At 72.3% G+C, this 20,312-nt stretch carries 20 protein-coding genes and 2 tRNA genes; 6 read left to right on the top strand and 16 right to left on the bottom strand.

Features of this window, described 5'->3' with window-relative positions:
* Positions 1 to 30: 30 nt before the first annotated feature.
* Positions 31 to 103 (bottom strand) — tRNA-Glu (locus tag ACGF3A_RS08720).
* Between the two features lie 92 nt (positions 104 to 195).
* The gene (locus tag ACGF3A_RS08715) at positions 196 to 1,785 is read right to left on the bottom strand and encodes a metallophosphoesterase (protein ID WP_393727337.1); all 1,590 of its coding nucleotides are present in this window, start codon (positions 1,783 to 1,785) and stop codon (positions 196 to 198) included.
* Between the two features lie 88 nt (positions 1,786 to 1,873).
* Between ACGF3A_RS08715 and ACGF3A_RS08710 the strand changes: the two genes are divergently transcribed.
* The 4 genes from ACGF3A_RS08710 (at position 1,874) to ACGF3A_RS08695 (ending at position 5,501) form a co-directional block, all read left to right on the top strand.
* The gene (locus tag ACGF3A_RS08710) at positions 1,874 to 2,236 is read left to right on the top strand and encodes a metallopeptidase family protein (RefSeq protein WP_393727335.1); all 363 of its coding nucleotides are present in this window, start codon (positions 1,874 to 1,876) and stop codon (positions 2,234 to 2,236) included.
* Between the two features lie 222 nt (positions 2,237 to 2,458).
* The gene (locus tag ACGF3A_RS08705; RefSeq protein ID WP_393727333.1) at positions 2,459 to 3,121 is read left to right on the top strand and encodes a hypothetical protein; all 663 of its coding nucleotides are present in this window, start codon (positions 2,459 to 2,461) and stop codon (positions 3,119 to 3,121) included.
* A 257-nt stretch (positions 3,122 to 3,378) separates the two neighbouring features.
* Positions 3,379 to 5,340, top strand: coding sequence for a DEAD/DEAH box helicase (locus tag ACGF3A_RS08700; RefSeq protein ID WP_393727331.1), 1,962 nt, complete (start codon positions 3,379 to 3,381; stop codon positions 5,338 to 5,340).
* A gap of 88 nt (positions 5,341 to 5,428) precedes the next feature.
* A tRNA-Lys gene (locus ACGF3A_RS08695) sits at positions 5,429 to 5,501 on the top strand.
* A gap of 33 nt (positions 5,502 to 5,534) precedes the next feature.
* Here ACGF3A_RS08695 and ACGF3A_RS08690 read toward each other — a convergent pair.
* The 3 genes from ACGF3A_RS08690 to ACGF3A_RS08680 all read right to left on the bottom strand — a co-directional run bounded on the left by ACGF3A_RS08690 (position 5,535) and on the right by ACGF3A_RS08680 (position 8,597).
* Complete coding sequence (locus tag ACGF3A_RS08690) at positions 5,535 to 6,674, bottom strand: ATP-binding protein (RefSeq protein WP_393727329.1); 1,140 nt, start codon at positions 6,672 to 6,674, stop codon at positions 5,535 to 5,537.
* Positions 6,667 to 8,298 (bottom strand): circadian clock protein KaiC, encoded by a 1,632-nt coding sequence (kaiC, locus tag ACGF3A_RS08685; RefSeq protein WP_393727327.1) that lies wholly within the window; start codon positions 8,296 to 8,298, stop codon positions 6,667 to 6,669. The genes ACGF3A_RS08690 and kaiC overlap by 8 nt, the downstream gene beginning before the upstream one ends.
* A gap of 65 nt (positions 8,299 to 8,363) precedes the next feature.
* Complete coding sequence (locus tag ACGF3A_RS08680) at positions 8,364 to 8,597, bottom strand: circadian clock KaiB family protein (protein ID WP_393727325.1); 234 nt, start codon at positions 8,595 to 8,597, stop codon at positions 8,364 to 8,366.
* A 184-nt stretch (positions 8,598 to 8,781) separates the two neighbouring features.
* Here ACGF3A_RS08680 and ACGF3A_RS08675 point away from each other — a divergent pair, with 184 nt between their 5' ends.
* Positions 8,782 to 9,456 carry a response regulator gene (locus ACGF3A_RS08675; RefSeq protein WP_393727323.1) on the top strand — a complete coding sequence of 225 codons (675 nt, stop codon included), beginning with the start codon at positions 8,782 to 8,784 and terminating at the stop codon, positions 9,454 to 9,456.
* Between the two features lie 220 nt (positions 9,457 to 9,676).
* Here ACGF3A_RS08675 and ACGF3A_RS08670 read toward each other — a convergent pair whose 3' ends face one another.
* The 5 genes from ACGF3A_RS08670 to ACGF3A_RS08650 form a co-directional block, all read right to left on the bottom strand.
* On the bottom strand, positions 9,677 to 10,303 hold the full coding sequence (locus ACGF3A_RS08670; RefSeq protein ID WP_393727321.1) for an SRPBCC family protein: 627 nt from the start codon (positions 10,301 to 10,303) through the stop codon (positions 9,677 to 9,679).
* A 22-nt stretch (positions 10,304 to 10,325) separates the two neighbouring features.
* Positions 10,326 to 10,976 carry a TetR/AcrR family transcriptional regulator gene (locus ACGF3A_RS08665; RefSeq protein WP_393727319.1) on the bottom strand — a complete coding sequence of 217 codons (651 nt, stop codon included), beginning with the start codon at positions 10,974 to 10,976 and terminating at the stop codon, positions 10,326 to 10,328.
* A 118-nt stretch (positions 10,977 to 11,094) separates the two neighbouring features.
* Positions 11,095 to 11,442, bottom strand: a complete 348-nt coding sequence (locus ACGF3A_RS08660) for a hypothetical protein (RefSeq protein ID WP_393727318.1) — start codon at positions 11,440 to 11,442, stop codon at positions 11,095 to 11,097.
* 59 nt (positions 11,443 to 11,501) lie between these two features.
* Entirely contained in the window at positions 11,502 to 12,461 is a 960-nt protein-coding gene (locus ACGF3A_RS08655) for a hypothetical protein (protein WP_393727316.1), read from the bottom strand.
* Between the two features lie 208 nt (positions 12,462 to 12,669).
* Positions 12,670 to 12,900, bottom strand: coding sequence for a hypothetical protein (locus tag ACGF3A_RS08650; protein ID WP_393727314.1), 231 nt, complete (start codon positions 12,898 to 12,900; stop codon positions 12,670 to 12,672).
* Positions 12,901 to 13,037: 137 nt separating this feature from the next.
* Between ACGF3A_RS08650 and ACGF3A_RS08645 the strand changes: the two genes are divergently transcribed.
* Positions 13,038 to 13,445 carry a hypothetical protein gene (locus tag ACGF3A_RS08645; RefSeq protein WP_393727312.1) on the top strand — a complete coding sequence of 136 codons (408 nt, stop codon included), beginning with the start codon at positions 13,038 to 13,040 and terminating at the stop codon, positions 13,443 to 13,445.
* A gap of 36 nt (positions 13,446 to 13,481) precedes the next feature.
* Here ACGF3A_RS08645 and ACGF3A_RS08640 read toward each other — a convergent pair whose 3' ends face one another.
* From ACGF3A_RS08640 to ACGF3A_RS08615, 6 genes are all read right to left on the bottom strand, one after another.
* Complete coding sequence (locus tag ACGF3A_RS08640; protein ID WP_393727310.1) at positions 13,482 to 14,333, bottom strand: ANTAR domain-containing protein; 852 nt, start codon at positions 14,331 to 14,333, stop codon at positions 13,482 to 13,484.
* Between the two features lie 9 nt (positions 14,334 to 14,342).
* The gene (locus ACGF3A_RS08635; RefSeq protein ID WP_393727308.1) at positions 14,343 to 16,226 is read right to left on the bottom strand and encodes a CheR family methyltransferase; all 1,884 of its coding nucleotides are present in this window, start codon (positions 16,224 to 16,226) and stop codon (positions 14,343 to 14,345) included.
* Positions 16,226 to 16,825: a chemotaxis protein CheB gene (locus ACGF3A_RS08630; RefSeq protein ID WP_393727306.1), complete on the bottom strand. Its 600-nt coding sequence runs from the start codon at positions 16,823 to 16,825 to the stop codon at positions 16,226 to 16,228. Before ACGF3A_RS08630 ends, ACGF3A_RS08635 begins: the two co-directional genes overlap by 1 nt.
* Positions 16,826 to 16,899: 74 nt before the next feature.
* A complete protein-coding gene (locus tag ACGF3A_RS08625) occupies positions 16,900 to 18,534 on the bottom strand; it encodes a bifunctional 3-(3-hydroxy-phenyl)propionate/3-hydroxycinnamic acid hydroxylase (protein ID WP_393727304.1) in 1,635 nt (544 codons plus the stop codon).
* A gap of 10 nt (positions 18,535 to 18,544) precedes the next feature.
* On the bottom strand, positions 18,545 to 19,585 hold the full coding sequence (locus tag ACGF3A_RS08620; protein ID WP_393727302.1) for a S8 family peptidase: 1,041 nt from the start codon (positions 19,583 to 19,585) through the stop codon (positions 18,545 to 18,547).
* A complete protein-coding gene (locus tag ACGF3A_RS08615) occupies positions 19,576 to 20,241 on the bottom strand; it encodes a phosphatase PAP2 family protein (protein ID WP_393727300.1) in 666 nt (221 codons plus the stop codon). Before ACGF3A_RS08615 ends, ACGF3A_RS08620 begins: the two co-directional genes overlap by 10 nt.
* Positions 20,242 to 20,312 lie beyond the last annotated feature (71 nt).

Raw genomic sequence — 20,312 nt, 5'->3', positions numbered from 1 at the left:
GAGAACGGGCTCAAGTGTGGATCTGAAAGGTGCCCCCAACGGGATTCGAACCCGTGCTACCGCCTTGAAAGGGCGGCGTCCTGGGCCACTAGACGATGAGGGCCGACGGCCCACCTGGCGCTTTCGCAAGCGCTTCGGGGACCTGAGCAGCATATGGGATGTGGCGACGGTTCGCCAAAACACTTCTGGCCCCCGTCAGCGCTCCGATGGCGACGGTGACGGGGCGGCGCCCGGTTTGACCTCTTCGGGGAGGTGGCGGGCGACCTCGGCCGTGGAGAGGCCCAGGCCGCCGAGGGTGATCTCGTCCCAGGCCTGGAGCTTGTCGGAGTCGCGGTCCAGGTAGAGGACCGAGGCCTGGACCTTCTGGGGTTTGTCGCCCTCGACCGCGCGGAGGCCGCCGCCGCCCGTCGAGCCCTCGATCTTGAGGCGGGTGCCGTCGCGCATGACCTCGTCGCTGCGGTGGTGCTTGTGCCCGGCGAGGGCGAGCGGGGCCAGGCCGTCCGTCTGGCGGGAGAGCTCGGGGTTGTGGGCGACGGCGATGTCGACGGGCGTACCGGCGGCGCGCTGCGCGCGCAGGGCGCCCGCGAGCTTGCGGCCGTCCTCGCGCTCCGCCTCGTCGCCGCGCGCCTCCGTGGAGCGGTCGGGCGTGAACTGGGGGTCGCCCCAGCCCGCCAGCCGCAGTCCGGCGACGTTCACGGGGACGCCCGAGTCCAGGACGTGGACGCCCGTCTTCCTGCCGGGCCGCGTCCGGTCGCCGAGCTTCTCCATCGCCTCCTGGGTGGTGAGGGAGTCGTGGTTGCCGCGTACCCAGACGTAGGGGGCGCCCAGGTCGGGGATCGGGTCGAGGAAGCCGTTCTCGGCGCTCGTGCCGTGGTCCATGGTGTCGCCCGTGTCGATGATCACGTCGATGCCGTACTGCTCGACGAGCGAGCCGATGATCTTCCACGCGGCCGGGTTGAGGTGGATGTCCGAGACGTGCAGCACGCGGGTCGTCGAGGGGTCGGGCTCGTACGCGGGGAGGGTGGAGGCCGTGTCGTAGAGCTTGGCGACGTTGGTGACCAGGCGGGCCAGCTCCTGCTGGTAGACGTCGAACTCGGTGGCGATGCTGCGCGCGTTGCCGACGACCGACGGCGCGCTGGCCAGCAGCCCGGAGAACTTCGGCTCCAGCACCGACTTCGGATTCCACGTCGCGAAGGCCGTCGCGCTCGACGCCACCAGCAGCGCGAGCGCCAGCCCGCCCGCCGCGAGCGCGCGCCGCGGGCGCCGGTAGACCGCGAGCCCCAGTGCCAGCGGGCCCGCGACGACCGCGATCGCCGAGCGCAGGGCCAGGTCGAAGGTGCCCGAACGTACGTCCGAGGCGATCTCGTTCCGGAAGGTCTGGCCCTGGAGCCGTTCCGGGTGGTCGACGAGGGCCGAGGCCCGCTCCTGGTCGAGCTGGTTGACGTCGACGTCGAGCCGCAGCGGCGCGTCGTGGCTGCGCAGCCGCAGCGCGCCCAGGGGCGAGACGTTGATCTTCGTACCGCCCGTGAACGACGGACGTAACGTCATCCTCGTGTCCATCGGCCCCACGGACGCGTGCACGCTCCCCACGATCAGCAGCCCGAGCCACGCCCCGAGCAGCGTCACGGCGATCAGCCCGAGGCCGCGCCAGTACGGGTGCGGGGGGTGCGTGAGGGAGGCGGTGGGGGTCGTGTGGTGCGCGCGGTACCGGCGCACTACGGCCGCGGCCAGGATCCGGCTCCAGCCCGCCGCGGCGTGGAACGGCTTCGTGGCTACGCGGGCCATGCTGCGAGTGTTGCCGTTCCGCGCCACCCCTAAGCGCCGCCGGCGCCCCCGTGCCGCGCACAGGCGCGTGCTGCACGACAATGGCCGGGTGCTGGAGATGACGCGCGAGGAGTTCGAGGAACTGGTCGCCCAGGCGCTCGACCGTATTCCGCCCGAGCTGACCAGGCTGATGGACAACGTCGCGGTGTTCGTCGAGGACGAGCCCCCGGCCGAGGACCCCGAGCTGCTCGGCCTCTACGAGGGGACGCCGCTGACGGAGCGCGGCGAGTGGTACGCGGGTGTCCTGCCGGACCGCATCACGATCTACCGGGGCCCGACGATGCGCATGGTCGCCCGGGAGGACGGCGACCGTGACCTGGTCGTCGAGGAGGTGGAGATCACCGTGGTCCATGAGATCGCCCACCACTTCGGCATCGACGACGACCGCCTCCACGCCCTCGGCTACGGCTGAGTCCCACAGGCCTCCGCCCCACAGGCCCTCGCCCGGCGGGCCCGGAGCGGGCCCGGAGCCCTGCGGAGAGCGTCGTACGAGGTTCGCGCCGTGCGGAGTTGCGCGTGCGCCGTGCTGTGCGCGGTGGGCGCCGTGGGGCGTGACCTGTTGGGGTGAAGGGGAGTTGGGCAGGGAAGCCGGGTGCGAGGCACCCGCCCTTCCCCCGCGCCTGGAGGTCCCGCCGTGAGCCGTCAGCGTTCTTCCGGTCAGCGCTCGTCCCGTGCCGCCCGAACCACCGCCGGCGCGCTGATAATCGCGGCCGTCTCCACGCTCACCGGCTGCATGACCGTGCACGGCGCCGACGACGCGGGTGACGGGACCGGCACCTCGCCCGTGGGCAGCCGCTCCGACGAGCACGGCAGCGGGGCCGAGCCCGAGGGCGGCGTCACCCGGCCCGGGTACGGCGGGCACGGCGGGGACGACCGCGCGCGCGAGGGGCGGAAGGGCGGCAAGGGCGAGCACGGGCGGCAGAAGTCGGACAAGCGTTCCCGCGACGACGACGGAGACGGGCACGGGCACGGGGGCCGCGACAGCGGCGGCAAGGGCGGCGCGGGCGGCGGTACGGGCGACGGCTCCTCGTCCGGCCCCTCCGGCTCCCCCTCGGGCGGTACGGGCGGCGAGCCCGACGACCCGCGCCCCCCGGAGCCGACCCGCCCGCCCGGCGGGGGCTCCGGCGGCGCGGGCGGGGGAGCGGGCGGCGGCTCCGGCGGCGGTTCCGGCGGCAGCTCCCCCTCGGATCCGCCCCCGACGGTCACGCCGACGCCCAGCGACCCCGAGCCCTCGCCGACCCGTACGGACGCCTCGCCGTCCTGGACGGGCCCGTCGCCCACGCCCCGGCAGGCGTGAGGAGTGCGCTCCGTCCCCCTCGCCCCCTGCCCTGGCCCTCTCCCCCTCCCCCGTGGGCCAGGGCACCTCCATTTGCGCTGCCTCGGAGGGGCCGAGTATGCTGGTAGATCGTTTGATCCCATTTGCCCGGCGCCGTTATCAGAGCGCGCCGCGTGGCGCGTTCTCTCTGGCCGTGGCTGACCGCACTGAGGCGGTCGTTTGCGAATTCACGGAGTTCTGGGCGCGTGCCGAATGACTCCGGAAGGTTCGCATTTCGCATGTCCGTTGCCACCCCTGAAGCCGTCTCCGTTCTGCCCGAGGACGAGGAGACCGTCACCTTCGCCGACCTCGGTCTGGCCGACCCCGTCGTCCGTAAGCTCGCGCAGAACGGTGTGACGACCCCGTTCCCGATCCAGGCCGCGACCATCCCGGACGCGCTGGCGGGCAAGGACGTCCTCGGCCGCGGCCGTACCGGCTCCGGCAAGACCCTCTCCTTCGGCCTCCCGCTCCTGACCCGCCTCAGCGGCGGGCGCACGGAGCGCAAGCGCCCCCGTGGCGTGATCCTCACGCCCACCCGCGAGCTGGCCATGCAGGTCTCCGACGCGCTCCAGCCGTACGGGGACACGCTCGGCCTCCGCCTCAAGGTCGTCTGCGGCGGCACCTCGATGGCCAACCAGATCTCGGCCCTGGAGCGCGGCGTCGACATCCTCGTCGCCACCCCGGGCCGCCTGCGCGACCTGATCAACCGCGGCTCCTGCTCGCTCGACGACGTGCAGACCGCGATCCTCGACGAGGCCGACCAGATGGCCGACCTGGGCTTCCTGCCCGAGGTCACCGAGATCCTCGACCTCGTCCCCGAGGGCGGCCAGCGCATGCTCTTCTCCGCGACGATGGAGAAGGAGATCGACTCGCTGGTGAAGCGTTACCTCGTCGAGCCGGTGCTGCACGAGGTCGACGCGGCGCAGGGCGCCGTCACGACCATGACGCACCACGTGCTCGTCGTGAAGCCGCGCGACAAGGCCCCGGTCACCGCCGCCATCGCGGCGCGCAAGGGCCGCACCATCATCTTCGTCCGCACCCAGCTCGGCGCCGACCGCGTCGCCGAGCAGCTGCGCGAGTCGGGCGTACGCGCTGACGCGCTGCACGGCGGCATGACCCAGGGCGCCCGTACGCGCACGCTGGAGGACTTCAAGGGCGGCAAGGTCAACGTCCTCGTCGCCACCGACGTCGCCGCGCGCGGCATCCACGTCGACGGCATCGACCTGGTCCTCAACGTCGACCCGGCGGGCGACCACAAGGACTACCTCCACCGCTCCGGCCGTACGGCCCGCGCGGGCGAGTCCGGCACCGTCGTCTCGCTGGCCCTGCCGCACCAGCGGCGCCAGATCTTCCGGCTGATGGAGGACGCGGGCGTCGACGCCACGCGCCACATCATCGGCCGCGGCGACGTCTTCGACGAGGACGTGGCCCGCATCACCGGCGCCCGCTCCCTCACCGAGCTCCAGGCCGAGTCCATCGCGGGCTCGGCGCGCCAGGCCGAGCGCGAGGCCAAGCAGCTCGCCCGCCAGCTGGAGAGGCTGGAGCGCCGCGCGACCGAGCTGCGCGAGGAGGCCACGCTCCTCGTCGCCCGCGCCGCGCGCGAGCGCGGCGACGACCCGGACGAGGCCGTGGCCGCCGCCGCCGAGGCGGAGGCTGCTGAGGCCGCCGCCGAGGCCAAGGCGGAGGCCGAGCGCCGCGAGCGTGCGGAGCGCGCCGAGCGCGAGAAGCGGGAGCGCCGCGAGCGCGACGGCGACCGCGGTGACCGTGGCGGCTACGACCGCCGGGACAAGCGCCCGTACAACGACCGCGGTGACCGCGGCGACCGTCGCGACAACGACCGCGGGGGCTTCCGCCGCGACCGCGACGACCGCCCGTACAACCGCGACCGGGACCGTGACCGCGACCGTCGCTCGTACGACCGCAACGACCGCCGTGACGACCGCGGTGACCGTGGCGAGCGCCGTGACGACCGTGGCAACTTCCGCCGCGACCGTGACCGCGACGACCGTGGCTTCCGCCGGGACAACGACCGTGGCGGCTTCCGCCGCGACGACCGCCCGTTCACCCGGAGCGACCGCGACCGCCGCGACGACCGCCGCCCCCAGGGCCGCGGCACCTCCCACGGCCCCAGCCGCAACGGCGCTCCGCGCAGCACCTCGGACCGCCGCGCCGACAAGCCCCGTTGGAAGCGCAACGGCTGACCGACCACCCCTCGGCGGTATCGAAGGCAGCTTCGAAGGCGGAATGCCTTCGAAGCCCGCCGGAGGCCCGGGCTATGCTGCTCGGTGCGGGCCGTTAGCTCAATTGGCAGAGCAGTGGACTTTTAATCCATTGGTTGTGGGTTCGAGTCCCACACGGCCTACTGCCAGCAGGGAGGGAATCCCCCTCTGACCTGCTACTTCGCGTCCGGGTCCACTTCGGTGGGCCCGGGCGCCGTCGTTTCCGGGGCGCGGCGCAGGCGGAGGCAGAAGGTGGCGCTCGTTCCCGAGCCGGGTTCGTACCAGGCGTCTCCGCCGCCGGCCCGTGCGAGGTTGCGGACGATCCACAGGCCCAGGCCGGTGCTCGGCTTCTGGTGGTCCCGGCCGTGCGTGCGGCTCGCGGGCGTGAAGCGTTCGAAGAGGTGCGGGACGGCTTCGGGCGGGACGCCGGGGCCGTGGTCGCGGACGCGGATGTCGATGTGCTCCGCGGACTCGGTGACGTGGACGCCGACGGGCGGGCTGCCGTGGGCGAAGGCGTTCTCCAGGTAGTTGACCAGCATCTCCCAGAAGTCGGTCCGGTCCACGTGGGCCACCGCGCCGGGCGGGCAGACCACGTCCACCCGGGGCGCGCCCTCGTCCAGCGCGCCGATCTGTTCGAGGACGAACTCCAGGACGGGGACGGGCCGCGGCGCCGTGCGGGTCGCGTGCGCGTCGATCCGGGCGGCGGTCAGGTGCCTGCGGATGAGGGTCTGGAGCCGCTCGGTGCGTTCGATGACGCGGTTCGCGAGGTCGGTGCGCTGCTCGCCGGTCAGCCGTTCGCCCGCGTCCCGCAGCGTGTGGGCGAGCACGTTGATGGTGGCCAGGGGGTTGCGCAGCTCGTGCGCGGTGACGGCGACCACGGTTCCCTGGCGTTCCAGGGCCTCCTCCAGGGCGCGCTGCTCGCGGCGCCGCTCGGTGACGTCCCGCAGGGTCGCGATGTGGAGGCGCAGGCCGGACGCCTGGGTGGCCGTGACCCGCATCTCGACCACGCGTCCCGTCCCCGAGGGCGGGACCAGGTCGATCTCCGTCGCTCCCCGGGCGGCGACCACCGGGAAGCCGAAGGGGAGCCCGAGGAGTTCGTCCGCCGGGCGGCCGAGCAGGTCGGCGGCGGCCGGATTGCACAGCCGGATGATCCCTTCGCCGTCGACCACGACGATCCCGTCGGGCACGGCGGCCAGGGCCGCCTCGCTCGGGTGTCCGTACGGCTGCCCGTACGGCGGCCCGTGCGACGGCTGTCCGTACGGCGGCCCGTGCGACGGCCCGTACGGCGGGCGTTCCGGCTCTTCGGAGTCAGTCATCGTCGTCGGAGGGGGCCGCGCCGGGGTTCCGCGTGTTCCACAGGCTCTGCGGGGCGTCGCTGCCCGCGGGGTCGTCGTGGGGCAGGCCGCCGGACTGCGGATAGGCCGTGCTCAGGACGTTGGACAGGCCGCGCATGGGTTCGCCGATGCGCATGCCGGTGTTGTCGATGTCGAACCGGCGGATGCTGTGGTCGTGCGCCGAGCCGCGGGACTGGAGGACGGCGATGCCGCGCTGGATCTCGCCCTCGGACTCCACGTAGCGCAGCAGGATGGTGACGTCGGTGAGGCTGGCGACCTCCATGGCGATCGCGGGGGTGACGGTGGGGGTGACCCGGCCGGTGGGGGCCGAGGTGAGCAGAGTGGTGATCTCGTTGTGCCGCAGGACGGCGCCGAGCGCGATGACGAAGTCGAGGAGCGCGCGGGAGCTGACGATGCGTTCGAGCGCGGAGAGCGTGTCGATGGCCACGCGGGTGGGCCGGAACTCCTCGATGACGCGCCGCACGCGCAGGAAGTGCTCCTCCGGCGAGGCCACTTCGGGGTATTCGGAGACGACGTGCAGCAGCCCGGAGTCCTCCATGGCCTCCAGGTCGAGCCCCCAGCTGGCCGCGTTGCGGCCGAGCTGCTCGTGGGTCTCGTCGAAGGTCTGCAGCAGGCAGCGCTCACCGGCCTCGACGGCGGCGGCGGCGAAGAACAGGCTCGTGAGCGTCTTGCCGGTGCCGGTGGGGCCGGTGAGCAGCACGATCGAGTCGCGGAAGAACCCGCCGCCACACATGGCGTCCAGGCCGGTGTTGCCGGAGGAGACGCGCTCGGTCGAGGCGCGCTCGCGTGCCTGGAGGAAGGCGAGCGGCATGATCACGATGCCCTCGCGGGGGCCGATGGTGAACAGCCATTCGCCGGTACGGTGGTTGGTGCCGCGGAACTTGACGATCTCGACGGTCCGACGGCGCCGCTCCTGCCGCAGCACGTTCCGCAGGATGATCACGTTGTCCACGACGAACTCCTCGACCCCGAAGCGCGACACACCGTCGTACTCCCTGGGCCGTTCCGCGGTGACCACGGTGGTCACCCCGAGCGCGTTCAGCGCGGAGACGATCCGGTAGAGCTCGTGGCGGATGATTCCGACGGTGCCGAGGCTCGTGAGCACGGCGCCGATCGAGTCGAGCGCGACCCGGCGGGCGCCGCTTCTGCGGACCGCGTGCGCGATCCGCGCCGTCAGCGCGCCCAGGTCGTACGCGCCGATCGTCGGCGCCTCCTGGCCCAAGCCCGCCGAGGCGTCGACGAACGTCCACTTCCCGGCCGCCTCCCACTCCGTGATCGGGAAGCCGAGCGAGGTGACGTTGGTGCGGATGTCCCCGGGGTCCTCCTCGAAGGTGACGAACACGCCCGGCTCGTCGTGGCCCTGCACGCCCCGCGCGAGGAACTCCATGGCGAAGAGGGTCTTGCCGCTGCCCGTCGTCCCGGTCACCAGCGTGGAGCGCCCTCCTGGCAGTCCTCCCAGCGCGATCTGGTCGAAGCCGTTGATCCCGGTGGGGGTTCTCCGGATGCCGTCGATTCCGTCGTGGCCGTCGTGGCCGTCGTGGCCGTCGTGGCCGTCGTGGCCGGAGATGCCGTCGCTGCCAGTCATCGCCCCTGCCTCTTGTGGGACAGTGCGTCCGAGTCCGCCAGACCGAGCGCGAGAGCGGCGCGCTCCTAGTCGGACAGGTCCCCGATGACGCGCCGTTGCGGAAGGGGCGAGTGCCGGATGACGGTCGGCGTCGCCAGGATGTGGTGTTCCTCGGCCAGTTCGGGCTCGTCGACGACGTCGATCACCTCGATCTCGTAGACGCCCAGGTGCCGGGCGTCACACAGGGTCCGCAGGTTCGACCGCGCGGCGTCGGAACGTTCCGTCGCTCCCGCCACGAAGAGCGTGAAGGAGAATCTCACCGGGTCGCGGCTCATCGGCGGCCCCCGGGGCCACCCCGCACTCGTGGGTCGTCGGCGCTGCACATCGCGAAACCTCCGCAATATGGCTCTTCGTACCTAATTTACGCAGGAGGCACGACGCCCGCCAGAACTGTTCTGGCTACGATCGGACCACGGGCGCGGAGAGGCCCCACGAGGACTGCCCATGATCCGAGTACTCGTCATCGAGGACCAGCGGACGCTGGCGGAAGCGCTGGAGATCGCCATCGGCGCGCAGCCCGATCTCGCCTGCGTGGGCGCGGTGGCCACGGTCGAGGAGGCCGTCCCGCTCGCCCTCGCGCGCACCCCCGACGTGGTGCTGATGGACATTCATCTGCCGGGCGCCGACGGCATCGAGGGCACTCGGCGGATCAGAGTCTGCCACCCGCACGTACGGGTCCTGCTGCTCACCGCGGACACCTCCCCGCGCCAGCTCGTGGCCGCCGCCTCGGTCGGGGCTGCCGGATTCCTGGCCAAGGACAGCGCGTTCCCGGCCGTCCTCGCGGCGATCCGGGCCCCGGCCGAGGAGCCGATGTTCATCGAGGAGTCCACCCTGGGGCTGCTCGTCGAGGCCCTCGGCGCGCCGTCCGACGGCCCCGAGCCGCCCTCTCCCGCCAGCGGGCGGCGACCGCGGCTCACGGAGCGGGAGCTGGAGGTCCTCCGGCTGATGGGCCAGGGCCTCGGCCCCGGGCCGATCGCCGAACGGCTGGTGGTGAGCCCGCACACCGCGCGCGGGCATGTGAAGCGGGTGATGGCGAAGCTGGGCGCGCACAGCCAGCTGGAGGCCGTCGTCAACGCCGCCCGGTCCGGCCTGCTGCACATGACGCCCCGGGAGGACTGAGCGCGCACGCCTGGCGGGGCCTGGCCAGGCCTGGCGGGGCCTGGCGGGACGGTCCGGCCCAGCTCATCCGGGCCGCGGCATCGGCCCACCTGGGGGTCGAAAGGGCCGTACGTCTCCTCCTACCGTCGAAGGCAATCGGCCGGCGCCTCCCGGCGACGCCCTGCGCCTCCGGCGTCGGCCGACCAGCCGTCACGGCGCCGGACCCGCGCGGGCCGGGGCGTCACCCCTCGGGGTCGTCGAGGCGTTCGGCCTCGCGGGCGAGGGCCGCGTTCATGGCGCGGAACTGCGGCAGCGTGTCGGACTTCAGGGTGCCCTGGGCGAAGGGGACGGCGATGCCGGTGAAGCGTTCGCTCTGGGTCAGGCGGACGCGGCCGGGGCCGGTCCGCTCGATGGTGAAGCGGTGCTGTCCGTCGGCGATCCAGCCCGGTCCCATCCTGCCCAGCCAGCGCAACTCCTTGCCGGGGACGGCCGCCTGCACCTGGGGGGTGAAGGTCATGTCGCCCGAGTCGTCGTGCAGGACGATGCGCATCCTGGCGCCTTCGGCGAGGCGGGCTCCGGGCGACGTCACACGGGCCGAGGTCATGAACGGATTCCAGTCGGGATAGGCGTCGAAGTCCGCCAGTACCTGCCAGACCTGTTCCGGCGTCGCCCTGATCTCCACCGAGGCGGTGAGCCGGACGGCGTGGACGTTGGCCCACACCGTGTACCCGGCGACCAGGACCACCAGCGCCGAGAGGGCGGCGAGCAGGCGGTGCCGACGGCGGCGTCTTCGGGGGGCGGGTGGCGACGGCGTGGCGGCCGTCGGGTCGAGAGGGTCGAGCGGGTCGAGCGTGTCGGTACCGGTCATCGTGGGGCCTCTCTCGCTGCGTTCAGGGGGTGACGCCGTCCAGGGCGGTGGCGACGAGCCGGTCCACGTAGGCGGCGTCGAGGGGGCGGCCGGTGATGAGCAGCCGGTAGTACAGCGCCCCGGCGAGCTGGTCGAACAGCACCTCGGGGTCGGCGTCGGCGCGCAACTCGCCCTGGTCACGGGCCTGTTCGAGCAGGGTGAGGACGAGCGCGTTGCGGCGGGCGAACAGGCCCTGGACGGCGGCGCCGACGTCCGGGTGACGGGCCGCGGCGGCGGCGACCTCCGCGACCAGCCCCGCGGACGTGTCGCCGGGGTCGGCGGGATCGGCGGGATCGGCAGGGGCCGCCGGGGCCGGGCGGCCGATCCGGCGCATGCGGTGGAGCCCGTCGGTGATCGCGTTGAGATAGCCGGTGAGATCGGCGCGTACGTCGCCCGTGTACCGCACGGGCACGCTGTCCTGGACCCGCGCGACCACGGCGACGATCAGATGGTCCTTGGTGGGCCACCGCCGGTACAGCGTGGTCTTCGCGACACCGGCCCGGGTCGCGATCTCGTCTACGGAGAACCGGTCGTAGCCCCGGTTGAGCAGGATCTCCAGCGCCGTGTCGATGATGCGCACGTCCGCCTCGTCGTTACGCGGACGGCCCCGTCGGCCCGGCGCTTCCTTGCCCACTCCGCCCACTCCTCTTTTCGCTACGACCGTTGCGTAAAGGAGAGTAGGGGCGGCCGCGCATTTACGCAACGGCCGTAGCGAAATGGGGGAGCGGCGCCCGGGGCGGGCGCCCGAGGCGTCAGCCGTCCAGCTCCCGGCGCAGCACCGACATCTCCGCCGGGTCCAGGCTCGCCGCGGCGAGGTCGGCGAGCGAGTGCTCCAGGGCGCGACCCGCGTCCTGGAGCACCCGTTCCGCGCCGTCACGGTCACGGACGACGACCACGCCGCCGGACACCACGATCTCCACCGCGTCGGCCGGGCCGCCGGTGATCCGCAGGCCCCGGTAGCCGAGCCCCTGGAGCGGTACGGCTCCGGGGGGCGCGGGCGGCAGCGCGGCGAGACGGGACATCACCGCTTCCCCGGCTTCCGGCGTCAGGCTGAACGCCGGGTTCCGCCGCCCGCTGTAGAGATCGATCTCGACGTCCATACGGTCATTCTCCGCCGTCGGCGTGACGTGATCCGTGACTTGATCCGTGACCGGATCCGTTACCTGATCCGCTGCCTCTGCGAGTTGCACCCGTAGAAGTACCCGGCGAAGATCGTGTACGGACCGCGGTTCGCGGTCTCGGGGTTGTAGATGACGTTGTTGCTGTTGTCCGTGTTCCTGGCGGCGGTGCCGCCGGGCTTGTGGCCCCAGAAGCCTTCCTGCTGCTTCCGGTACCAGTGGTAGTCGATGAATCCGGGTCCCGGGGCGATGACCAGCGCCACCAGATAGCGCGGCTTTTCGGAGTCCGGGAAGCAGTCGAACCGGCGGTGCATTCCGTCGCACAGCGCCGCGCGTGACACTTCGGCTGCCGTGATGGATTTGTACATGCTTCCACAACCACGCCCTGGCTGGGCGAAGGTGTTCGTCCGCCAGTTGCTCGCGTAGTTGTAGCAGTTGTTGTTCAGCCGGACGGTCGAGTCGTTGTTCCAGAAACCCGGGTTGAACGCGCCGAGTTCGATGGTGCAGGTGACCGCGGCGGAGACTTCTTCCCCGCCCTGCTCGGATTCCGCCTCGGTGCCGGATTCGGCTTCCGCTTCCGCCTGTGCCACGGCGTTCCGGTCCGTGACGGTGAGGCGGCCGGAGGTCGACAGCTGCGAAATCACGAAGTTGCGCAGCGAGGCGTCCACCGGCTGTGCCGCTTCACCTGCGGCGACGGGATCTCCCCGCTCCATCACGGTGACGAGCCGCTCGCCGATCTCGGCCGCGCGTCCGCCGCGTGCCAGTGCGCCGACGGGGAGGTACTTCCTCGGCTCGGTGCCGAATTCGACGGAGAACTCGTCGTTGAGCGGTTCGATCCAGAAACCACGGACGCCGAGCACGCCGTCGTCCGGTGCGTCTTCCGCGAACAGGCTACGGTTCGTCTCCACCTCGCGGAGAATCGCCCTTACTTCGTTCGAGTCGGTGATGTGGGAGACCGGGTCTGGACGGCCGGAGAATATGTCTGCCGTGATGCGGAGCATATGTGCGTCCCCCCTTCTTCTCGCAGCAGCGGATTACCGGAGGACTCCTTTGCCCCCGGTCGGTGGTCTCGATCACTCCGCTGTGCCGGTTGCAATGAAATGGGGTTTAGTACGCATCGCGGCATGCGTCAACAGCGGGAAAAGCTCACTGGAACCAATCGCCCGCCAACTACGGCACTTGCAGCCGATCAGTACGCCAAAACCGCTATCACGTCCGGGGGCGGTGGGCCCGGACGTCCACCGCCCGTCCGTCGGGATCGCGAGCCGTCATCGTCCACTGCGTGGGCAGCGTTTCGATCTCCCCGGCCCCGCCGACGTCGAGGACCGCGATCCGGGAATCCGAGGCGGTCGCCGCGCGCTCGAACGCGAGTCTCGCCCCGAGCAACTCCGGGTAGAACGCGGCGACGCCGCCCTCCGCGTCCCCTTCGTATTCCCGCACTGCAAGATCCCGCACCCCTCGGAAGTCCTGCCCGCGGCCGGAACTCCTGCAGGATCATCCGCACGGAGGGGCCGCACCACTCGCCCAGCCGCTCTCACTCATTCTCCGCTCGGACATTTCCTCATGGGGGAACGCACATGAAGCTCAAGAGGGCCCTCGCCCGCCTCGCCCCGGTCGCTCTCGCCGCCGCGGCGGCGAGCTTGCTCACCGCCTCACCGGCCTCCGCGATCAGCTGGGACTGGGGCCCGTACTACGACAGTTCCAAGGGTGTGAAGGTCTACTTCGAGGAGAAGGGCGACCGCCTCAAGGTCTGCGACATCAAGTCGGACGGCAAGTGGGTCATGGCCTGGGTGGACGTCCAGGGCGGCAAGTCGATCTACCTCGCCGATACCAAGAACGACGGCAAGTGCCGGTACTCCAAGGCCTCGGACAGCAGTTACTACAACCTGCCCGAGAAGAAGTGGATCGAGATCACGCCCTGCACCTCCACGGGCAACATGTGCGACACCACGGGCAAGACGCGGTCCTTCTACAACGACCACTGACGAGCGGGTACGGCGGGGACCGAAGCCGCGGCGGGGTCAGAGGACGTCGCCCGTGCGGTCCAGGATTCGGCGGGCTATGACCGCCGTGGAGACGCCGTCGCTGAACGCCCTTGCCTTGATGAGCGCCAGGGCGTCCTCGACGGAGCAGCCCGTACGGCCGGAGTGGACGCCCGCGGCCTGGTGCACGGTGTCGCGGTGGTCCGTCCCCCCGTACAGCTCGGGGTCCGGGTCGGGGCCGAGCAGCACCGTGTCGGTCAGCGCCTCGGCGACCTCGGCGCAGCGCACGGAGTCCACCGGCCCTGGGCCGGGCTCGTACAGGGTCAGGGCGCCGAAGCAGCCGCCCGTGGCGGAGAGCGGCACCGCGACGACGCCGGTGAGCCCGAGGTCGGTCAGCTCCGGTCCGTACCCGGGCCAGCGGGTCTCGATCGCCGAGCGGCCGGTGGCGCTGATCGGGCCCTCGCTGTCCAGGATGTCCCTGGCGGGCCCCTCGCCGAGGATGAACTCCAGCTCCTGCGCCGCCCGTGACGCCTCGTCGGACGCGGCGACGGCCAGCTGTGTGCGGTCCCGCCCGACCAGCGTGAGGGCGGCGCTCCGCGCGCCGCACGATTCGGCCACCCCGGTCATGAAGAGCGGGCGGGGGTCCCGTGAGAGCGACCACTCGGCCACACGGCGGGCGTACGCCTCCTGGAGGCGTGCCGAGGCGATCTGACGCGCCGCCATCCGGCGGTGGGAGGCGGCGACGCGCAGATGGATGTCGCGTCCGCTGCGCGCGGCGAGCATCTCCTGCGCGTCGGCGGACGCCTGGGCGCGGCGTGCCCGGTCGCGGGCGAGAGCGGCCCGCCGCCAGGCGACGGCCGCGGTGCTCACAGGGTTGTCCCCCCGGCTCATGCCCGTAGCCTACGCCTCGGCGTCGGAGGGCAGATCCTCCTTGGGGGGCTGTTCCTCCATGAGCAGGACGACGCCGCCGTTGTGGCCGTAGAAGGGCGTGCACACGACGCCGCACGTGATGGATCTGCCGAGCCGGTTGATGGCGGGGATGTGGACGGGACCGGCGCGCCTGCCGGTGTCGAGGCACTCCTGGACGACCGCGTGCAGCTCGTCCACGGGGAGCCCGAAGTCGAGGCTGAAGAAGTTCTCTTCCATGGTCTCGTCCGGGCGCAGCCCCCACAGGTCGACCGCGCCCCGGTTCCAGCACTTGACCAGCTTGCCCGTGTCCAGGACGACGACGCCCGCCGCGATGCTCCCGACCACGGCCTCCAGGAACGCGCGGGCCTCGTCCAGCTCCGAGGAGCGCACGCGCATCTCCTCGTTCATGGTCTCCAGCTCCTCGTTCCCGGACTGGAGCTCTTCGTTGGTGGTCTCCAGCTCCTCGTTGGTCGACTGGAGTTCCTCGTTGGTGGTCTCCAGCTCCTCGATGCTGGACTGGAGTTCCTCGTTGGTGGTCTCCAGCTCCTCGTTGGTCGACTGGAGCTCCTCGTAGGCCGTCTCCAGGTCCTCGCGCACCCGCTTGACCTCGGACTTGAGCTGGGTCGTGACGGTCACGTCGGTGAAGGTGATGTGCGTGGCGACCGGCAGCCCGTTGGGCCCGGTGAGGGGGTGGATGAGGATGTCGAAGAACTGCACGTCCTCGCCCACGCGCCGCTCCACCCCGTTGACCCGCAGGGTGCGGCGCTCGTGCACGGCCTGCTCGATCAGGGAGCGCAGTTCGACGGGGCGGTAGGAGATCTCCAGGTCCTGGAAGGGCCGCCCGACGTCGTTCGGACTGAGGGCGAACTGCGTACGCGCGCTGCTGTTGATGAGCACGACCGAGCCGTCGCTGTCCACGGCGACGGACGGCGCCGGGGTGGAGTCGGCGAGCAGGTCGCGCAGCTGGCGGTGCCGGGCCGCCGTGCCGACCTCGGCGGCGGTACCGGCCCGGTTCTTCAACGGGTGCGGCTGGTAGGGCGGTCCGGCCTCGCCCGGGCGCCTGCGGAAGACGCGCTGGCGCATGCTGACGACGTCGAAGCGGTCGGCGTCGTTGAGCAGCATCTCGGCCTTGCCGAGGAAGAGATAGCCGCCCGGGCGGAGCGCGAAGTTGTAGCGGTCGACGATCTGGGTCTGCGCCTCGACGTTGAAGTACATCAGCGTGTTGCGGCACACCAGCAGGTCCAGCCGCGAGATGGGCGCGTCCCGGGTGATGTCGTGCCTGCCGAAGATCACCCGCCGCCGGAGGTCGGAGCGGAAGCTGTACTGCGCGCCGTTCTTCTCGAAATACCGCTCGCGCAGCTCCGGCGCGAGCCGTTCGAGCACCTTCGCCGGGTACAGCCCGGAGCGGGCCGTGCGGAGCGCCTCCTCGTCGACGTCCGTCCCGTAGATCTTGACGCGGTTGAGGGCCTCGTCCTCGCCGAGGGACTCGGCGAACATCATCGCCAGCGAGTACGCCTCCTCGCCGCTGGAGCATCCCGCGCTCCAGACCCGGATCTCCTCGTCGGCGCCCGACTGGGCCAGCAGCTCGGGGAGGACCTCGTGCTCCAGGAAGGTCCACGCGTCCGGGTCGCGGAACATCGAGGTGACGTTGATCAGGATGGTGTTGAAGAGGAAGCTGAACTCCTCCGAGTTCGCCTCCAGCCGGTCGCGGTAGTCCGCGTACGACGTCACTTCGATGTCGGCCATCCGCTTGCGGATGCGCCGCCCCAGCGTCGAGCGCTTGTAGCCCGTGAAGTCGAAGCCGCGTGCGTCGCGCAGGAAGACGAGCAGCCCTTCCAGCTCCTCGTCGGGTCCGGCGTCGGGGGCCTCGCTCATCATCGCCTCTTGGTCTCGACTAGTCCTCGGATCACCGCGGCGATCTCGTCCAGAGGCAGTACGTAGTCCACTGCTCCGGTACCCACCGCCGCGGTCGGCATGCCCTTGAATTCTGCCGTCTCCGGATCCTCGGCGATCACAGTGCCGCCGCGCGATTTGACGGCGTCCACGCCCATGGCCCCGTCGCGCCCGGAACCGGTCAGGACGCAGGCGACGGTCTGCGGCCCGTACGCCCCCGCGACCGACTCGAACAGCAGATCGGCGGAGGGGCGCAGGAAGTGCACGAGCTCCGAGCTGGAGAGGTTCAGGACACCGCCGGGGCCGACGAGCAGATGGCGGTCGGGCGGCGCGATGTAGACGGTGCCGGGCATGGCCCGCTCCCCGTCCTCCGCGAGCTTCACCCGCAGCCCGGTGCGGCGCGCGAGGATCTCGGCGATCACCGTGCGGTGCCGCGGATCGAGGTGCTGGACGACCAGCACCGGAACCGGCAGGCCGGGGCCCAGTCCGGCCAGGATCTTGCTGAGGCCCTTGATTCCTCCCGCGGAAGAGGCCAGGGCGACGATGGCGAAGCGATCGACCGCGAACTCGTCTGCCGTCACACGGCGAGCGTATCCAAGGACTCTGCCCCGCGGACCGGCCCGGCGGCGGGGCCACGCCCTCCGAGCGGCGGAGGTCAGCCGGGCGTCACCGGTACGCCCAGGCGGCGGGCCAGTTCGTCCAGCAGGCCGGGAAGCTCGTCCGCCGTCCCCGCCGTGCCGAAGACGTGGTGGTCGGGGCGGACGAGGACGGCCTCGGCGCCCGTCGCCGCGAACCAGCGGGCGTACGTCGCGTCCAGGTCGACCACCGCGTCCGGGGCGCCCGTCGCCGCGCGGCTGACATGGACCGTACGGGCGCCCAGCGCGGCCAGCAGGGCCCGGTGCCCGGCGGAGAGCGCGGCGGGGGCGTCGGCGCGGGCGCAGAGCAGCGTCCAGCCGGGGCCCAGCACGTCGTCGGCGAGGCCCGTGACGCCCGCGCGCAGGACGCGGCCCTGGACGCCGAGGCGGCCGACGACGTCCGCGCCTGCGCTGCCGCCTGCGCCGCAGCTCGCGCCGCCGCCCGTACCCCCGCTCGCGCCGCCGCCCTGCAGCACCCCGCGCTCGATCCACGGCGGTGCGGGCGGCGGCGGGGCCTCGCCCGCGAGCAGCGCCCGGTCGCGCTCCGCCGCGGCGTCCGGATCCAGCTCGCACACGACGCGGCCCAGCTCCATCGACGCGCGGATGTACCGCTCGACGTGCGGGCGCCGTTCGAGGGCGTACGTGTCGAGCAGCGCGTCCGGCGCGACGCCGCGCAGCACCAGGTCGAGCTTCCAGGCCAGGTTCGCCGCGTCCCGCACTCCCGAGCACATGCCCTGGCCCAGGAACGGCGGCATCAGATGGGCCGCGTCGCCGAGCAGCAGCACGCGCCCGGCGCGGAAGTCCTCGGCGAGCAGCGAGCGGAACGTGTAGACGGTACGGCGCACGAGCGCCGCGTTCGCCGGGGTGACGTCCCAGCGCGCGAGGAGCCGCCACACCGTCTCGTCGGTGTCCATCCCCGCCGTGTCCTCGCCGGGCAGCAGCATGAACTCCCAGCGGCAGTGCTCCCGTCCGAGCCAGCGGAAGAGCGAGACCGGGCGCGCCGGGTCGCAGATCTGGCCCGCGTCGGGCATGTCGAGCCGGGCGTCGGCGTCGTACGGGCGTACGTCCGCGACGAGCCAGTCCTCCGCGAAGCCGAAGTCCTCGCGGGCCAGCCCCGCGGCCTCGCGGACGAACGAGCCCGCGCCGTCGGCGCCGAGGACGTAGCGGGCGGTGACGGTGCGCTCGGCGCCCGACGCGTCGCGCACGGTCACCGCCGCGTGGTCGTCGTGCCGCGTGAGGCGTACCGCCTCCTGGCCGCGGTGGACGGTCACCGACGGCCGCCGTTCGACCGCCGCGGTCAGCGCGTCCTCCATGTACGGCTGGTACATGAGGTAGTCGGACTTCCAGCCGGACGGCGTCGGCGCGTCCCAGTCCAGGTGGAGCAGCAGCTTGCCGTCGGCGTTGAACCAGTCGTAGTCGGGCACGGGAATGGCCCGCCGTTCGACCGCGTCCGCGGCGCCCACGCTCTGGAAGACGCGCATGACCTCGTGGTCGACGTGCCCGGCGCGCGGCAGCGGATACGGGGACGGCCACCGCTCGAACACCCCCACCCGGTGCCCGTACCGCCCCAGCAGCGCGGCGGCGACCTGCCCCACGGGACCGAAACCGATCTGTACGACGTCGAAATCGAAGCGGTCTAAGCCGGAGTCAGACATGACCCGGAGCCTATTTCTTCCGGGAGTCCACCGCCGCCTTCGCGTCGACGACGCCGAGTCCGAGGCGGGGCTCGGCGCCGGGGTTCCGCGCGGTGTCCCGGATCGCCTCCGCGATCGCGTCGGGGTCGCGGCCCTGCTGGTGGAGGAGGGCGGCGACGGCGGAGACGTACGGCGCCGCCATCGACGTACCGTCGAGCTTCCCGTAGCCGGAGCGGTTCTCGGCGCTCTCCTCCGTCCTGTACGTCGGCAGCGTCGAGAGGATGCCGACGCCGGGCGCCGAGACCGCGTCCTTCGCGCCGAAGTTGGAGAAGTCCGCGGGCTCGCCGTTCCTGTCGCTGGCGCCGACGACGAGCACGGGGGTGTCGAGGCGGTACGGCTGCAGCGCCGTGCCCTCGTTCCCGGCCGCCCCGACGACGACCGCGCCCTTGTCGTGCGCCACGTCGATGGCCTTGTTCAGGATGCCGCCCTTCAGCAGCCGGGCCATGAGCCCGGACTCGCCGAGGGAGAGGTTGATGACGTCGGCGCCGTGGTCGGCCGCCCAGATGATGCCGCGGGTGATGTCCGCGTTACGGCCGGTGCCGTCGGGCCCCAGCACCCGTACGGGCATGATCTTCGCGCCGGGGGCACCGCCCGCGACGCCGACCCCGTTGTCGGTGTGCGCGGCGGCGATGCCGGAGACGTGGGTGCCGTGGCCGTTCTCGTCCCGGGGCTCCTTGTCGCCGTCCACGAAGTCGTAGCCGTCGGCCAGCCGCCCCTTGAGGTCCGGGTGGTCCAGGTCGGCGCCCGTGTCGACGACGGCGATGACGGTGTCCTCGCCCTCGGCCCTCTTCCACGCCCCGGGCAGCTTCAGCGCGTCCAGCGCCCACTGCCGGCTCCGCTCGGGGTCCCGCTTGTGCTCGCGCCCGTCGCCGGAGCCGCCCCCGCCGTCCCCGCCCCCGTCTCCGCAGCCGGTGAGGAGGAGCCCGGCGGCCAGCGTTCCGGCGAGGACACGGCGGGCGGTGGACGTCCGCGTCCGGGTCCGTGTCGGCGTCCGCGTCGGCGTCAGCGGCATGGAGGGTGCTCCGTTCCGGTGATGAAGGGCTTCGGCGGGCGCCTGCGTGCGCGTACGAGCCCGTCCGCCGTCATCACCGCCAGCGCGACCGAGGCGCCCAGGGCGAGGCCCGCGAACGCGTCGGTCGCCCAGTGCACGCCCAGGTAGACGCGGCTGGCGCCGACCAGGACCGAGCAGACGAGGGCCGCGCACCACAGCGCGGCCCGGACGGCGCGGGAGGCGAGCCGCTCGCCGATGACGTAGGCCAGGATCAGCAGCACGGCCGTGGCGATCACCGTGTGCCGGGAGGGGAAGCAGAAGCCCTCCTCGGGGATCGCCCAGAGCGCCGACGGGGGACGGTGGCGGTCGGTCGTCTCCTTGGCCAGCGTCGCCAGGGCGACGGAGAGCGCGCCCGTGCCGCCGACCAGCAGCAGCGGGCGCCAGGCCCGCTCCCGCCAGGAGACCACCAGGGCGCCCAGGACGGTGACGAAGAGGAGGGGGTACTTCGAGGCGTGCGTGACGACCTTCATCGGCCCGTCCAGCACGGCGGCCCGGTGCTCGACGGCCCCGTTCAGCACCGGCTCGTCGATGAATCCCGTCTCCCGCTGCAGCACGAGCCCCGCGCACACGGCGAACGTGACCAGCGAGACCAGCAGCGTGGCCACCACCAGAGGCACGGCTGAACGGGACATCGCGGGCATCGCGGACCACTCCAGACCTGGCACATCCGGGAAAGGGGGATGACGGG

It is taken from the genome of Streptomyces sp. NPDC048172 (assembly GCF_043202595.1).
Taxonomy (GTDB): domain Bacteria; phylum Actinomycetota; class Actinomycetes; order Streptomycetales; family Streptomycetaceae; genus Streptomyces.
The sequence above is the reverse complement of the archived record's forward strand: the minus strand, read 5'-3'. Positions and strand labels throughout refer to the sequence as shown.

Bases quoted from the DNA above. Each gene is read 5' to 3' on its own strand.
- ACGF3A_RS08715 (WP_393727337.1), bottom strand. From the start codon at position 1,785: ATGGCCCGCGTAGCCACGAAGCCGTTCCACGCCGCGGCGGGCTGGAGC.
- ACGF3A_RS08700 (WP_393727331.1), top strand. From the start codon at position 3,379: ATGTCCGTTGCCACCCCTGAAGCCGTCTCCGTTCTGCCCGAGGACGAG.
- ACGF3A_RS08690 (WP_393727329.1), bottom strand. From the start codon at position 6,674: ATGACTGACTCCGAAGAGCCGGAACGCCCGCCGTACGGGCCGTCGCAC.
- kaiC (WP_393727327.1), bottom strand. From the start codon at position 8,298: ATGACTGGCAGCGACGGCATCTCCGGCCACGACGGCCACGACGGCCAC.
- ACGF3A_RS08675 (WP_393727323.1), top strand. From the start codon at position 8,782: ATGATCCGAGTACTCGTCATCGAGGACCAGCGGACGCTGGCGGAAGCG.
- ACGF3A_RS08670 (WP_393727321.1), bottom strand. From the start codon at position 10,303: ATGACCGGTACCGACACGCTCGACCCGCTCGACCCTCTCGACCCGACG.
- ACGF3A_RS08660 (WP_393727318.1), bottom strand. From the start codon at position 11,442: ATGGACGTCGAGATCGATCTCTACAGCGGGCGGCGGAACCCGGCGTTC.
- ACGF3A_RS08655 (WP_393727316.1), bottom strand. From the start codon at position 12,461: ATGCTCCGCATCACGGCAGACATATTCTCCGGCCGTCCAGACCCGGTC.
- ACGF3A_RS08645 (WP_393727312.1), top strand. From the start codon at position 13,038: ATGAAGCTCAAGAGGGCCCTCGCCCGCCTCGCCCCGGTCGCTCTCGCC.
- ACGF3A_RS08640 (WP_393727310.1), bottom strand. From the start codon at position 14,333: ATGAGCCGGGGGGACAACCCTGTGAGCACCGCGGCCGTCGCCTGGCGG.
- ACGF3A_RS08635 (WP_393727308.1), bottom strand. From the start codon at position 16,226: ATGAGCGAGGCCCCCGACGCCGGACCCGACGAGGAGCTGGAAGGGCTG.
- ACGF3A_RS08625 (WP_393727304.1), bottom strand. From the start codon at position 18,534: ATGTCTGACTCCGGCTTAGACCGCTTCGATTTCGACGTCGTACAGATC.
- ACGF3A_RS08620 (WP_393727302.1), bottom strand. From the start codon at position 19,585: ATGCCGCTGACGCCGACGCGGACGCCGACACGGACCCGGACGCGGACG.